The organism is Nonomuraea cypriaca, from assembly GCF_015645445.1.
Classification (GTDB): Bacteria; Actinomycetota; Actinomycetes; order Streptosporangiales; family Streptosporangiaceae; genus Nonomuraea; species Nonomuraea cypriaca.
Window position 1 is genome coordinate 1 of the sequence record NZ_JADOGI010000253.1, and the last position, 14,162, is coordinate 14,162.

Genomic DNA, 14,162 nt, shown 5'->3' on the forward strand with positions numbered 1-14,162 from the left:
GCCCCCGCCACCCGCTGCCGGACATGCCGGCCGAGAGCTGCACGCTCCAGCTCGGCGTGTCAGGACCCTGGCACGAGCGGCTGCCGCACTTCCGCCCCGACTTCCCGCCCAGCGGGGCAGGCGACGAGCTGCAGTCCGAGCTGCTGCTGCCGAGGGAGCACGCGGTCAAGGCGATGCGCGAGCTGTACGCGATCGGCGACCGGATCCGCCCGGTCCTGCACATCTCCGAGGTGCGTACGGTCGCCGCCGACGACCTGTGGCTGAGCCCGTTCCACGGCCGCGACAGCGTGGGCATCCACTTCACCTGGAAGAAGGACCCGGCCGGGGTGCTGCCGGTGCTGGAACTGGTGGAGGAGACGCTGGCGCCGTTCGAGCCGCGCCCGCACTGGGGCAAGCTGTTCACCCGCCGGGCGTCCTGCCCCGACCGGTTCCGCTCGCTGGCGCGGCGGCTCGACCCCGGTGGCAAGTTCGCCAACGACTTCACCCGGATACTGCTGGAGGAGTAGTGCCGCGCGGGAAGTTGCGCCCCCTGTCGTAGCGGCTCACAGGTCCGGGGGACGATGTGCCGGACCGGTGGCTCCGCGATCGTTGGGGGCATGACCTCTCATCCGTTCAGGTTCGGCGTGGTCGCCGGACAAGCCCCTGACGCCGAGGCGTGGGCCGGCCTGGCCCGCCGGGCGGAGCGCCTCGGCTACTCCACTCTGCTGGTGCCCGACACGCTCGCCACGCTGTCGCCGTTCACCGCCGCCGCCGTGGCCGCGGCGGTGACGACGACCCTGCGTGTGGGCACGTACGTGCTGAGCGCCGCCAACCGGACGCCCGAGGCCGTGGCGTGGGAGACGGCCACCCTGCACACGCTCACCGGTGGCCGCTTCGAGCTGGGCCTGGGCGCCGGGCGCCCGGACGCCGAGCAGGACGCCGTGGCGCTCGGTCTCCGGTTCGGCACGCCGAGCCAGCGGATCGAGCACATCTCCAGGACCATCGACGCGGTCAAGGACGTGCGCGTACTGGTGGCCGCGTCCGGCACCCGGCTGCTCAGGCTGGCCGCGGCCAAGGCCGACACGGTGGCCCTCGGCGTGCCGCCGCACTACACCGAGCAGCAGGTGGCGGCCAAGCTCGACGAGTTGTACGAGCTGGCCGGCGATCGCTTCAACGACCTGGAGCTCGGCATGAACCTGGCGGCCGCCGGCGCCGAACCGCCCTCTTGGCTGACCGATCGCTTCGGCGGCACGGGCACCGGCATCCTCACCGGCACGGCCGGCGAGATGGCCGACACGCTGCGGCGGCGCAGGGACCGGCTGGGGGTGTCGTACGTGTCGGTGAACGCCCAGTGCATGGATCACCTCGCGCCCGTGGTCGAACGGCTCACCGGTACCTGACCGGCCCTGACAGGTATGCCGGGCAGAATGGAGTCCATGATCGCCAAGGGAGACTTCGACACCGCCGGCTGGGACGCCGAACCGCCTTTCGACGACCGCGACGGCGTCACACTCGGGCTCGTGACCATGTCCAAGACCTTCCACGGGGACCTGACCGGCACCAGCGTCGTGCGTCTCATGACCGCCTCGACCGGGGTCGAGAACTCGCGCTCGTACGTGGCGCTGGAACGCGTCGAGGGCGCCCTGGACGGCCGGCCGGGGACCTTCGTCGTCCAGCACAACGCGGTCAGCGACCGGGGCGAGCAGTCGCTGACCATCACGGTGGTCCCCGACTCGGCCACCGGCGAACTACGCGGGCTCCGGGGCGAGATGGACATCCTCATCGCCCCGGACGGCAGCCACTCCTACACCTTCGACTACCACCTCTGACCCACCGCCCCGCGCAGGCATTCGGAACAGCCGTGATGAGGTGCGCGTGGTCATGCGTCGGTGTGGAAGCGGCGGGGTGGGGTGTGGATGTCGAAGGGGATGCGCGGCTGGGCCAGGATCGAGTGCGGTGGGGTGTCTGACGTGATCAGACCGAGGCGTTCGAAGACGGGGAAGCTCGCGGACGTGGCGGCGAAATGGCGGGGGCGCATGATCGGGTGCCAGATGCTGTAGGCGCCCGCTCCTCCGCCCCTGCGCGGATACCAGCCCCGCGTCGGATGGGTGAGGCGCTCCAGCCAGTCCGGCTCGTCCGTGAAGCCGTCGAGCGCGGCCAGGGGCTGGGGGAGCTCGACGGCCTCGCAGTGGGCGTCGCCGGCCGCCAGGCGCCAGCGGGCCGGTGTGGCGTCCCAGTCGGCCTCGATGCGGATGCGGTCGCGACGCCACGGCATCCCCCACAGGTGCTGCGGGATCGCGACGACCGGGTGGTCCAGGCTGGTGCCGAAGAACCAGACGCCCGGCCTGCCGTACGCGGTGACGTAGGCCCGGTAGTTGATCTGCCCGCAGTCGATCCCCACCTGCGGCAGGAACCGGAAGTGGAAGTCCCGGTCCGTGAAGGCGACCGCGGAGACCAGGGCTCCCGGGCCGTCGTCGAAGGTCATCTTCATCGGCGCGAATCCCTCGGGCAGGTGCCGGGCGAGCGCGTCGGCGTCCACGCGGTAACTGACGATCGCGAAGTCGTCGAGGTCGGTGCGGGCGTGGTACCAGCGGGGACGCGGCCGGGGTGTGCCGTTGAAGCTCCTGCCGAAACCCTACGATCACCCGATCCCACCCCGCCAACCCAAGCCGGCGACGGAAGCCTGCTCGTGGCGTGGCGAGTTGGTTTCGGATGCTCGGGGGGCGGTCGTTCGTTGAGAGGCGGGGTGAGTCGCTCGGCCGGCATACGAGGGAGGAAATGACGGTGGTGATCGCCGTCTATCGGTCTCGCCGGAGTGACTGATCATGGCAGCTCGTGGATGGCCGCCTGGATCGTGGCCAGGTCGCCGAGGATCACCTCGTGGCGGTCGCGGGCCGTATGGAGGCTCCAGTGGGTCTCGGCCACCGCCTGCGGGGAAGCGGGGGAGCCGTCGGCGACGGCGGCGGCGATGGGGACGTGGCCCACGTGGATGCCGCGCTCGGCGAGCACCTCGGCCAGGGACAGGACGTAGTTGCGCAGGCCCGCGACCGCGATGCCGATGTTGCCGAGGAAGGGCAGCGGATGGACCGCGGAGATGCCCGAGGTGAAGAGCAACGTGCCCGCGCCGCGCTCCAGCATCCCCGGGAGCACCGCGCGGACCGCCGTCACCGCGCCCAGCACCGCGCCGTCGAAGGCGTCCTGCGCGCTCTGCCGGGTCACCTCCAGGACGGGCGTGTGGGACCTGGCCGCTCCCGCGCCGTTGTAGACGAGAACGTCCACCGGGCCGATCCGGTCGAGGGCGGAGACGAGGGAGGTCTCATCCGTCAGGTCGGCCACATGGGCGGTGGCCCGGAGGCCTTCCTCCTCCAGGCGCGCGGTCAGGGCTGCCAGGTTGGCCTGGCTCCTGGCCACGAGGGACACCTCGGAACCCTCCTTGCCGAAGCGGCGGGCCACCGCCAGGCCGATGCCGGGGCCGGCGCCGATGATCGCTGTCTTCACGTGTGGACTCCTTAAGTCGAGGGTTGGCCTCAGATTAACACGAACCTGAGGGCGAGCCTCGACTTCATTAGAATGGTCATATGAACCGTCCGCTCCGCCGCGACGCGCAGCGCAACCGTGCCGCTCTGGTCGACGCGGCGAGGCAGGTGCTGGCCGAGCGTGGGGTCGATGCGCCGCTGGAAGCCGTGGCCAAGCGGGCGGGTGTCGCGATCGGCACGCTCTACCGGCACTTCCCCGAGCGCGGCGACCTGATCGACGCGATCCTCGACGAGAAGGTGGCCGCCTGGACCGAGCTGGCCAGACAGGCGATGGTGCTCGACGACGCCTGGGCGGGGCTCGTGTGCTTCCTGGAGCGTACGTGTGAGTTGCAGGCCAGGGATCGTGCGTTCACCGAGCTGGTGTGCCTGTCGCACCAGACCGATCGGTCCGAGATCAACCGGCTGATCGTGCGGTTGGTGGAGCGGGCCCAGGGCGCCGGGACGCTGAGGCGCGACGTCGGCCCGGTCGATCTGGCGTTCTTCGTGATGGCCAACTCGCGGGTGGCGGAGGCGGCTCCCGGGCAGTGGCGCCGCCATTTCACCCTCATGCTCGACGCCCTCCGCGCCGCCCCCGCCCAGCCGAGGTAGCGGTGTGCGCAAGAAGAGGGGGTACGACCTTTGGCGACAGGGTGTTCGCCGAGCTGGACGCAGGGGGCTTGGTGAGGCGGGTGCGGCCGAGTCTCGCGCGACACGTACGAGCAGGGGCCGCTGTCGTAAAAGGGGTGGCCGCGGAGACGCGGTCCGTGAAACGGTCGGGTTCTGATGATCAGGTGGACCGAGGCGGGGGAAGAGCGAGAGGCGCTCTGGCGTTCGGCGCTGGGTGCGCCGCCGCCCGGGCGCGTCGTGACGGCCGACGACCGCGTCAAGGCCGACACCGCCTACAGGCTGGCCTGTGAGGGCACGGCGCTGTTGTGGCGGGGTGACTTCCAGAACGCCCGTCAGCTCCTGAGCGCCATGGGCCGCCGCTGCAAGCCCGCCGCCCCGGGCTCCGGCTTCCAAGGCCACCGGCAGGCCCAGTCGCAGCGGGCCAGGACGCTCGGCATGTTGCTCATCCCCTACGACGCGGACCACGTGGTGCCGCTGCGCCGGGCGCCGGACGTACGAGAGGCGTGCGCCGAGGTCTACGGGCCCTGCGCCCCTCCCGCGGTCGGCCAGCTCCGCGAACTGCTCGGCGTGATCGGCGCCCACGAGTGGCGCAAGAAGGGCGTGTACGTCCCCGCGCTGGGAGCTCGCGTACACCCGCATCACGGGGTTTTCTCCCCGATCCGCGGCGAATACGTCGATCTGGTCGCCGAGGCGCCGCTGCCCGGCGACCGGCTGGCGTTCGACGTCGGCACGGGCACAGGAGTGCTGGCCGCCGTGCTGGCCAGGCGCGGCGTACGCCACGTCGTGGCCACCGACCTCGATCAGCGGGCCGTCGACTGCGCCGGGGACAACGTCTCCCGGCTGGGCCTGGAAGACCGGGTGGAGATCGTGCGGACTGACCTGTTCCCGCCGGGGCGCGCGCAGCTCGTCGTCTGCAATCCGCCGTGGTTGCCCGCCAAGCCGGTCTCGCCGCTCGACCAGAGCGTCTACGATCCGGGCGGGCAGATGCTGCGCGGGTTCCTGAACGGACTGACCGAGCACCTGGAGCCGGCAGGTGAGGGCTGGCTCATCCTGTCCGACCTGGCCGAACGCCTCGGCCTGCGGACCCGGGCGGAGCTCATGGACGCGTTCGGGCAGGCGGGGCTGAGCGTCGCCGGCCGCATGGACGTCGCGCCGCGGCACCCCAAGGCGACGGACGAGCAGGACCCGCTGCACGCCGCCCGCGCCGCCGAGGTGACCTCCCTGTGGCGGCTCAGACCCTCAACGGGTACGCCGAGCTGACCTCGCTCAGACGCTCAACGGGTACGCCGAGGTGATCCCGCCCAGGCGCTGAACGCCTTCCTGTACGAGGGGTTCGGCAGAGGCGCCCGCATGTTAGCCGGGGGCGTTCAGCGGCAGGAGACAGGTATGCATATTTCGGGAGTGCAGGTAGTTTTGCCTGATCATCGCTACGAGCAGGCGGAGATCACCGAGGCGTTCTCCCGGCTGACCGACTGTGACGAGCAGTTGCTGCGGCGCTTCCACCAGGCCACCGGTGTACGGGGCCGCAACCTCGCGCTCCCGCTGAGCGACTACACCAAGATCGACTCCTTCGCCCGCGCGAACGACGCGTACCTGGAACTCGCCCTGGACCTCGGCGAGCAGGCGACGAGACAGGCGCTCGACAAGGCGGCTATCCGCCCGGAGAAGGTCGACTACCTGCTGTTCTGCTCGTCGACGGGCATCGCCACGCCCTCGCTCGACGCCAAGCTGGCCCAGCGGATGGGGCTGCGCCAGGACGTCAAGCGGGTGCCCGTGTTCGGGCTCGGCTGCGCGGCGGGGGCGGCCGGACTGTCGCGGCTGCACGACTACCTGCGCGGCTGGCCCGACCACGTCGCGGTGCTGGTCTGCGTGGAGCTGTGCTCGCTGACGATCCAGCGGGACGACACCTCGATCGCGAACCTGGTGGCCAGCGGCCTGTTCGGGGACGGCGCGGCGGCCGTCGTCGCGACCGGGCGCGGCCGGCCCGCCGGCGCCGGCCCCGAGGTCGTCGCCACCCGCAGCCGGCTCTACCCCGGCACCGAGCACCTGATGGGCTGGGAGGTGGGCGACCACGGGTTCAGGATCGTGCTGGACGCCGACCTGACGGACTTCGTGGAGCGGGTGCTGGCCGACGACATCAGGGCCTTCCTCGCGGACTACGGCCTGACCCCCGGCCAGGTCGCGACCTGGGTGTGCCACCCGGGCGGCCCCAAGGTCATCGCGAAGATCGTGGAGACGCTCGGCCTGCCGCCCAAGGCGCTGGACGTGACCTGGCGGTCGCTGCGCGAGTACGGCAACCTGTCGTCGGTCTCGGTGCTGCACGTGCTACGGGAGACACGTGGCCGGCCCGGCGCGCCGGCCGTGCTGCTGGCGCTGGGTCCCGGCTTCTCCGCCGAGTTGCTGCTGCTCCACTGGTGAGCGCGTACGCCGTCCTGATCGGCCTGGTCGTCGTCGAACGGCTGGCCGAACTGGTGGTGGCCCGCCGCAATCTGGCCTGGGCCAGGTCGAAGGGCGGCATCGAGTACGGCAGACGGCACTACCCCTGGATCGTCGCGGCCCACGTGGCGCTCCTGGCGGCGGCGCCCGCGGAGGTGTGGCTGCTGGGGCGGCCTTTCTTGCCCGCGCTCGGCTGGCCCATGCTCGCCGTCGTCGTACTCTCCCAAGGGCTGCGCTGGTGGTGCATCGGCACGCTCGGCAGGAGGTGGAACACGCGCGTCGTCGTGGTGCCGGGAATGCCGCTGGTCGCGACCGGCCCCTACCGGTGGCTGCGGCACCCCAACTACGTGGCCGTCGTCGCGGAGGGCCTCGCACTGCCGCTCGTCCACACGGCCTGGATCACCGCACTCGCCTTCACCGCGGCCAACGCGATCCTGCTCACCGTACGCGTACGCGTCGAGAACGCGGCCCTGGCATGCTGTGGTCCATGAATGAGATCCCGACGATGATGCGGGGCGCCGCCGATCGCGCCTCGGAGCTGATCAGGAACGTCCGCGAGGACCAGTTGGCCCTGCCCACGCCCTGCCAGGACTACGACGTCAAGGAGCTGATCAACCACATGGAGTGGGTGGCATCCCTGTTCGAGTCGGTCGCGCTCGGGGGCGAGTTCGTCCCGCCGAAGGACTACACCGGCGACTTCCCCGAGCGGGTCGGGCGGATGCTGGCCGTCTGGGAGCGCCCGGAGGCGTGGGAGGGCGTCAGCGAGGCCATGGGCGGCCTGCCGAAGCCCGTGCTCGCCAACATGGCGCTGACCGACCTCGTCGCCCACGGCTGGGACCTCGCCAGGGCGACCGGCCAGGACTACGACGTGGACGTGGACACCGCGGCCGCGCTGCTGGCCTTCGGCGCGCAGATGGCGCCCATGGGCAGGGAGCGCGGCGCGTTCGGCGACGAGGTGTCTGTCCCGGACGACGCGCCCCCACTGGACCGGTTCCTCGGGGTCATCGGGCGGGATCCGGCCTGGAAACGGTGATCTCCGCCAGGCCCTCGGGCTGCTTGCCCGGATAGAGGCCGGTCAGGAGGGTGCTGACCGTGTAGAGGTGCCAGGCCTGGGCCGGCTTCTTGACCACGGGGTCGGCGAACAGGGCCCGCACCTCGTCCGGGTTCACGATCGGAGCGAGCGCGTCGAGGCTGCCGAGCACCTGCTCGCGCAGCACGTCCGTGAGCACAGGTCCCGGACTGGTACGCCAGCTCCACCCGCCCCCGGCCTTCGCCGTCGGCATGTGCCCGGCCGGCACCGGAGACCAGGGCCATCGCTTCGTGAAATTCTCCGCGAACCGCCACGGCTTCCCCTCGATCGGAACATCCCGCAGCTTCGGCGCAAATCGCGAAATAAGGGTATAAATCACCTCTTCGGAGAGGCGCCAGCCCTGGTCCAGGCTCAGCGCCGCCCGTACCACCCGGTTGTCCAGGAACGGCCGCACGGGGTCGCCGCGCCGCAGCGACCCCGCGCGGGCGCTGGCCTGCCAGCGGCCGACCTTGTACCAGATGTAGACGTGGTCCAGGGCCTCCAGCCGGTTCGCCCGCGCCTGCCACGGTTTCGCCAGCTCGCGCGCGTGCTCGTTCGCCTCGGCGGTGAACAGCTTCTCGTCCTTGTAGAACGTGTTGTTGATCCGCCGTAGCAGCGCCTTGTCGCCGAGGTCGGTCTGGAGCAGGTTCAGGCTGCCCGCGCGCAGCGTCTCACCGCTCTGCCCGGACATGGTCGCCTTGCCGGAGTACGGCAGGTAGCTCACGATCGACTCGTACGCCGACGTCATCCCCTCACACGTGCGCAGCGTCTCCCACGCCCGGCTCAACGGGTGCTCCACCAGCACGGCGTCCTTCGCGGCCGTCTGCGGGGGAGCGATGACCGTGTGCTCCACGCCCAGCCTGGCCGCGATCTCCCGCGCGATGATCACGTCGGGATGCGTGTCCAGCCCGTTCGTCGTCACCCGGAACGGCACCCGCGCCGCGTGCAGCAGCGCCGCCAGGATGCGGGTGTCGCGCCCGCCGGTCAGCGCCAGGTTCACCGGCTCGCCCGCCGCGCGCAGCGGCGCGACGGTGGCCAGCAGCGCCTCGGCCAACTCGCCGACCGTCGCCCGCTTGGCCCGCGCCGACGCCGGCGGGGGCGCCGCCTCGGGCAGCGGGGTTTCGGTGATGGTACGCGCGCCGCCCCGCACCACGAGCCGCGAGCTGGGCCGCAGCGCCGACACCCCCTTGTACGGCGTCTCGTCCGACAGGAAGAACCCCTGCCTGACCATCGTCTGGAGCGCGGGCACGTCGTGCTCGATCCGGTCGGCCGGCTGGGCCGCCAGGTGGACGAGCAGCGCACGGCTGCCCACGATGTGCAGATCGGGCGTCTCGGCGTAGAAGACGGGACAGACCCGGTTGATCGCGGTCGAGGCGGTCAGCTCGCCGTCGCGGGCGATCCACGCGGAGAAGCAGCCGCCGACCGAGTCGTCCGGCAGCCTGGTCACGTCGGCCGGGTCGGCCAGGTGGCCGTTCAGCCCGATGATCCGGTCGCCGTGCTCGCCGATCAGCGGCGGCTGCCGGGAGTCGTCGGGTTCGTTGGTCCACCCGAAGAGCGAGACGCCCCTCCCGTGCCACTCCCGCCCGCGAATGACATCGGCGGGCACCGGAAACGCCATTTCGATCACTGATCGGACCTTGTCCAGCACCCGGTCCGGGATGTCCTGCCGCTTCGCGGCCACCCCCAAATAGACACGCACGGCGTCATGCCTATCCCAAATGCACCATCCGTCACAACTGATCACGTGCCGGTCGCGGTTTGCGCTCGCTTGAGTCACCGGCCCGGCCACCGCCGACGAAGGTCCGTCCTACGAGACGGAGGTGCAAGCGATGAAACTTCGTTTTATTGCCGTCATTGCCGGACTTGTCATGATCCTGGCTGCTTGCGGCGGCCCCGGCGGCGCGGCGGGCAGCGCCGACCGGGCGCCCCAGGCCGAGAGCGAGGGGCAGAACGCCGTCCCGCAGCGTTCACCGGCCCAGGAGGACAGCCCTCAGGAGGACGGCGAGGAGGACACCACCACGGCCCAGATCTCCACGTTCGCGCTCGACGTCGACACCGCCTCGTACGGCTACGCCCGTCGTACGCTCGGGGAGGGCCGCTGGCCCGCGCCCGCCGAGGTCCGCCCCGAGGAGTGGGTGAACGCGTTCCGCCAGGACTACGCGCAGCCGCCGGACGACGGGTTCACCGTGCACGTGGACGGCGCGCGGCTGCCCGAGCGCGACGAGGCCGTCCTGCGCGTGGGCCTGCAGACCCGGACCTCCGAGGCGGCCGCGCGGCGGCCCGCGAACCTCACGTTCGTGGTCGACGTGTCCGGTTCGATGGCCGAGTCCGGACGGCTCGACCTGGTCAAGTCGGCCCTGGGCAAGCTGCTCGACCAGCTCGCGCCCGGCGACCAGGTCTCGATCGTGTCGTTCAGCGACGACGCCACCGTGCTGGCGTCGATGACCCCGCTGACCGCCAGGGAGGAGCTGCGGGACGCGATCGACCAGTTGGCCGTCATGGGTGGGACGAACCTGGAGGCGGGCCTGGTCACCGGCTACCAGGAGGCGTCCAAGGCGTTCCGCCCCGCGGCCACGAACCGGGTCATCGTCCTGTCCGACGGTCTGGCCAACCAGGGCAGCACCGAGTGGCAGGCCATCCTCGACCAGGTGAAGGAGTACGCGGGCAAGCAGGTCACACTCCTCACCGTCGGTGTCGGCAGGGACTACGGAGACGAGCTGATGGAGCAGCTGGCCGACAACGGCGACGGCATGGCCGTGTACGTCAGCACGCAGGAGGAGGCCGACAAGATCTTCGCCACCCAGCTCCCCGCGAACATCGAGCTGCGGGCCCGCGACGCCAAGGCGCAGGTCGTGTTCAACCCGTCGGTCGTGGAGAGCCACCAGCTCATCGGATACGACAACCGGGCACTGAACGCGGAGGAGTTCCGGGACGACAGCCGCGACGGCGGCGAGATCGGCCCCGGCCACTCCGTCACGGCCCTCTACTCCGTGCGGCTCAAGCCGGGCGCGACCGGGCAACTCGCCCAGACGACCGTGCGCTGGCAGGACCCCGACACCAGGACCCCCTCGGAGACGAGCGAGTCGCTGCAGGCCGGTGACCTGGCCGAGTCCATCTGGGGCAAGGCGCCGGTCAGGCTGCAGGTGGACGTGGTGGTGGCCGCATTCGCCGGATATCTGCGGGACAAGAAGGCGTTCGGGATGGACCTGCCCACGCTCGGAGAGCACGCCACCCGGCTGGCCACGGCCGCCGAGGACCCGATGGTGTCCGAGCTGGTCACGCTGATCGACAGGGCCCGCGCGCTGGGCTGACCACCGGCCGGCGGCGGCCCGCGGCCGAGGCCGCCGCCCCGGTGGGAACGGCTTGATCGTGCTCGGGGGAGTCCCCGCGTCGGATAGACTCTTTGTAGGAAACCAGGGGCTATGGCGCAGTTGGTAGCGCGCCTCCATGGCATGGAGGAGGTCTGGGGTTCGAATCCCCATAGCTCCACCCCGCACGTCACGCCAAGGTGAGCCGGCTGTCGGCCGCCCCGCGCAGGGCCGCGATGGCGCGGACCTCGGCCTCGACGCGATCGTGGTCAGCGGAGCCGATCTTCGTGAACGGCTCCACCGTGACCAGCAACTTCCTGCCCTGCTTGCGCTGCCGCCACGTCCCCGCCAGCCGACCGTCGGCGAGCACCGTGCCAGGCTCCCCGATCGAGCGCCAGATCCGCCGGTGCAGGCTCCTGTCCGGCACCAGCCCCTCCCGGTCCGGCACCTGAATGTACGGGTCACGCGGCGGCAACAAACCGCACCCCCTCCACGGCCCCAGGGGACCGGAGCGCGTCGAGGTCGGCCGCGAGCACCCAGCCGGTACGCCGGCCCAGGTCCACTTCGGCCAGTTCGTCCGCCACCAGCCGCCACCACCGCCGGGCGTCCTCGGGCGAGAGTCCGGTCCAGGTCGCGAACTGCTCCGGCGTCGCGGGGCCGTAGCACCGCAGGAAGCGCCGGGCCAGCTCCGCCCGTGCCGCATCCCGGTCGGCGGTGCGGTCGGCTGCGGACGTGTCCGTCCGCGCGGTGGTGCGGTCGGCTGCGGGTGCGTCCGTCCGGTCGGTGGTGCGATCGGCTGCGGGCGCGTTCGTGCCGAGCCATTCGGAGGTCAGTACGAACGGTGCCTTGTTGCCGCTGCGCGGGGCGAAACAGACCGTGCCCTTCAGCGCGAGGATCCGGATGACGAAGTGCACGACGCCCTCGCCCAGCGGGGCGCCGGGCGCGTACGGCCCCTCGGCCCGCCACGCCTCGGCCTGCGCGGGCGGCAGCTTGGACTCGATGCGTTCGCTGAGCCGCACCCCCAGCTCGCCGATGTCCAGGCGCCGCCCAGGCAACACCGCATCCAGTTCGGCCTCCGTACGCGAGACCGCCTCGTCCAGGCTCATGTCCAGCCTGGCCAGCGCCTGCTTGACCCCGAAGACGAAGTGCCGCCGCCCGGCCGCCCCGTCCGGCAGCAGTCCGGTGGTGAAGACGGCCGCGTCCTCGGTCGGGAACAGGAACGGCGCGCCGCGCATGCACCACGTCTGCAGGAGGATCTTGTCCTCCTCGACCGCACGGGCCACCTGGTCGGCGCGTACGCCGGCGACCCTGGCGTGCAGGGCGAGCAGCGCGGAGCCCGGCGGGCTGTTCTGGATCGCGCACGCGCCGGCCGCCCGCTGGAGTGATCCCTCCGGGAGCCGGTCGGCGAGATGATGCGCTCCGAGGCGGAACGCCGCTATCTGCTGCTGATCCATGGTTCCTGTCTATCGCGAATCTCCGCCGGCCGGCCGGGGACCGATCGGGTGCTCGCCGAGGCCGTCGCGCTCTGCCGGGTGCTGCGAGGTGGAGCCGTTCGACGACGAGCCCCACGCGCACCTCTGGTTCGAGAAACGTCTACAGGGCTGAACCACGCGCGGAAAAGCCGCTGACTCGCGTTCGCCTGGCGCTTACAATGCGTCCGACACCGGCCTCGAGGTGTCATCGCCCTCTCTCCAGAGGTGGCCCATGGACGGCGAGACGACCAGGCTGCTGCTGTCGGTGATCGACGACGGCGCGGACCCTCAGGAGCTGGACGAGGCCACGGCCCGGCTCCGCGCCGATCTGCTCGAACTCGACGTGGTCGCGAGCGCGGCCGAGGCGGGGGAGGTCCCTGAAGGCGCCAGGGCGGTGCTGTCGTTCACGATCGGCGGCCTGGCGATCGCGCTGGCCGGGACCGAGCTGCTCGGCGCGATCGTCAACGCGGTCACCGCCTGGCTCACCCGCAACCAGCACCGTTCGGTCAAGCTCGACATCGAGGGCGACTCGCTGGAGCTGACCGGCATCCGCGCCGAGGAGCAGCGCGAGCTCGTCGAGGTCTGGTTACGTCGCAGACGGCAGGCGGACACCGCCGCGACCGGACGCGACCGCCGGCAGGTGGAGACTGCGGCGGGGATCGGGCATGACCATCGGCAGGTGGAGACCGCCGCGCGGACCGCACGCGACCGCCGGCAGGTGGAGAGTGCCGAGGGGATCGGCCGCGACCGCCGGCAGGTGGAGAGCGCCGCGCCGGCCGGACGCCGGCTGGCGCTCATCGTGGCCGCCGACGAGTACCGCGATCCGGGGCTGCGGCGGCTGCGCGCGCCGGCGCTGGACGCCGACGCCCTGGCCAGGGTGCTGGGCGACAAGGCCATCGGCGGCTTCGACGTGCGTACGATGCTCAACGAGTCCACCGGCGTCGTCACCGAGGCCGTCGAGGACTTCTTCGCCGACCGGCAGCCCGACGACCTGCTCCTGCTGCACTTCTCCGGCCACGGGGTCAAGGACGACAGCGGCGAGCTCTACTTCGCCACGCCCAGCACCAAGCTCAACCGGCTCGGGTCCACCGCCGTGCCGGCCGAGTTCGTCAACCGGCGGATGAGCCGCAGCCGCTGCCGGCGCATCGTGCTGCTGCTCGACTGCTGCTACGCGGGCGCCTTCGCGCGCGGGGCGCTGCCGAGGGCCGGCGCGGACATCCACGTCGAGGAGCAGTTCGGAGGCCGCGGGCGGGTGGTCATCACCGCCTCCAACGCCCTCGAATACGCCTTCGACGGGCCAGAACTGGCCGACGCCCGGGAGGCGACGTCGCCTTCGGTGTTCACCAGCGCGCTGGTGGAGGGACTCCGAACCGGCGAGGCCGACCGCGACCAGGACGGCTACGTGGGCATCCACGAGCTGTACGACTATATCTACGACAGGGTGCGGGCCGTCATGCCGGCGCAGACGCCCGGCAAGTGGACGTTCGACGTGCAGGGGGACCTGGTCATCGCGCGGCGCGGCCGGCCGGTCACCCGGCCCGCGCCCTTGCCGAGCGAACTGCAGGAGGCGATCGACCACTCGATCCCCAAGATCAGAGCCGGTGCGGTCGACGAGCTGGCCCGGCTGCGCCACAGCAGGCACGCGGGCCTGGCCCTGGCCGCCCGCCTGACGCTGGAGGCGCTGGCCGACGACGACAGTCGCATGGTCTCGGCCGCCGCCGACCGCGCCCTCGCCACCGACCCCCCATCACCACCC

14 protein-coding genes, 1 tRNA gene and 1 pseudogene are annotated in these 14,162 nt (G+C 71.6%); 11 read left to right on the forward strand and 5 right to left on the reverse strand.

The genetic code is table 11. From position 1 onward, the window contains the following. From ITP53_RS46835 to ITP53_RS46845, 3 genes are all read left to right on the forward strand, one after another. Nucleotides 1-506, forward strand: a 506-nt coding sequence (locus ITP53_RS46835; RefSeq protein ID WP_328818041.1) for a D-arabinono-1,4-lactone oxidase, incomplete at its 5' end; no start/stop codon positions are given. 90 nt (nt 507-596) lie between these two features. Next, a complete protein-coding gene (locus ITP53_RS46840) occupies nt 597-1,379 on the forward strand; it encodes an LLM class flavin-dependent oxidoreductase (RefSeq protein WP_195901946.1) in 783 nt (260 codons plus the stop codon). Between the two features lie 36 nt (nt 1,380-1,415). Continuing rightward, nucleotides 1,416-1,808 (forward strand): DUF3224 domain-containing protein, encoded by a 393-nt coding sequence (locus tag ITP53_RS46845; protein ID WP_236051974.1) that lies wholly within the window; start codon nt 1,416-1,418, stop codon nt 1,806-1,808. A 50-nt stretch (nt 1,809-1,858) separates the two neighbouring features. Here ITP53_RS46845 and ITP53_RS46850 read toward each other — a convergent pair. Together ITP53_RS46850 and ITP53_RS46855 are read right to left on the reverse strand one after the other, a co-directional pair. Further along, nucleotides 1,859-2,536 (reverse strand): annotated as a pseudogene (locus ITP53_RS46850) (DUF2071 domain-containing protein); the annotation flags it as partial. A 266-nt stretch (nt 2,537-2,802) separates the two neighbouring features. Then, nucleotides 2,803-3,477, reverse strand: a complete 675-nt coding sequence (locus ITP53_RS46855; RefSeq protein ID WP_195901949.1) for an SDR family NAD(P)-dependent oxidoreductase — start codon at nt 3,475-3,477, stop codon at nt 2,803-2,805. Between the two features lie 80 nt (nt 3,478-3,557). On the opposite strand from ITP53_RS46855, the gene ITP53_RS46860 reads away from it, so the two are divergent. From ITP53_RS46860 to ITP53_RS46880, 5 genes are all read left to right on the forward strand, one after another. Next, the gene (locus ITP53_RS46860) at nt 3,558-4,103 is read left to right on the forward strand and encodes a TetR/AcrR family transcriptional regulator (protein ID WP_195901950.1); all 546 of its coding nucleotides are present in this window, start codon (nt 3,558-3,560) and stop codon (nt 4,101-4,103) included. A gap of 174 nt (nt 4,104-4,277) precedes the next feature. Beyond that, entirely contained in the window at nt 4,278-5,381 is a 1,104-nt protein-coding gene (locus ITP53_RS46865; protein WP_195901951.1) for a methyltransferase, read from the forward strand. A gap of 126 nt (nt 5,382-5,507) precedes the next feature. Further along, nucleotides 5,508-6,539, forward strand: a complete 1,032-nt coding sequence (locus ITP53_RS46870) for a type III polyketide synthase (protein WP_195901952.1) — start codon at nt 5,508-5,510, stop codon at nt 6,537-6,539. Then, nucleotides 6,536-7,048, forward strand: a complete 513-nt coding sequence (locus ITP53_RS46875; protein WP_328818046.1) for an isoprenylcysteine carboxyl methyltransferase family protein — start codon at nt 6,536-6,538, stop codon at nt 7,046-7,048. Before ITP53_RS46870 ends, ITP53_RS46875 begins: the two co-directional genes overlap by 4 nt. After that, entirely contained in the window at nt 7,045-7,590 is a 546-nt protein-coding gene (locus tag ITP53_RS46880; protein ID WP_195901953.1) for a TIGR03086 family metal-binding protein, read from the forward strand. Before ITP53_RS46875 ends, ITP53_RS46880 begins: the two co-directional genes overlap by 4 nt. Here ITP53_RS46880 and ITP53_RS46885 read toward each other — a convergent pair. Further along, a complete protein-coding gene (locus ITP53_RS46885) occupies nt 7,559-9,325 on the reverse strand; it encodes an asparagine synthase-related protein (protein WP_195901954.1) in 1,767 nt (588 codons plus the stop codon). The two genes, ITP53_RS46880 and ITP53_RS46885, sit on opposite strands and share 32 nt — an antisense overlap. A 130-nt stretch (nt 9,326-9,455) precedes the next feature. Between ITP53_RS46885 and ITP53_RS46890 the strand changes: the two genes are divergently transcribed. Further along, complete coding sequence (locus ITP53_RS46890; protein ID WP_195901955.1) at nt 9,456-10,937, forward strand: vWA domain-containing protein; 1,482 nt, start codon at nt 9,456-9,458, stop codon at nt 10,935-10,937. A 105-nt stretch (nt 10,938-11,042) separates the two neighbouring features. After that, nucleotides 11,043-11,115: transfer RNA gene (locus ITP53_RS46895), tRNA-Ala, on the forward strand. 9 nt (nt 11,116-11,124) lie between these two features. Here the strand turns inward: ITP53_RS46895 and ITP53_RS56565 are convergent. Together ITP53_RS56565 and ITP53_RS46900 are read right to left on the reverse strand one after the other, a co-directional pair. After that, the gene (locus ITP53_RS56565) at nt 11,125-11,409 is read right to left on the reverse strand and encodes a DNA glycosylase AlkZ-like family protein (protein ID WP_207757407.1); all 285 of its coding nucleotides are present in this window, start codon (nt 11,407-11,409) and stop codon (nt 11,125-11,127) included. Beyond that, a complete protein-coding gene (locus ITP53_RS46900; protein WP_207757408.1) occupies nt 11,396-12,388 on the reverse strand; it encodes a DNA glycosylase AlkZ-like family protein in 993 nt (330 codons plus the stop codon). The genes ITP53_RS56565 and ITP53_RS46900 overlap by 14 nt, the downstream gene beginning before the upstream one ends. Nucleotides 12,389-12,638: 250 nt before the next feature. On the opposite strand from ITP53_RS46900, the gene ITP53_RS46905 reads away from it, so the two are divergent. Then, nucleotides 12,639-14,162: caspase family protein (locus ITP53_RS46905; protein ID WP_195901956.1), on the forward strand; the 1,524-nt coding region annotated here is incomplete at its 3' end.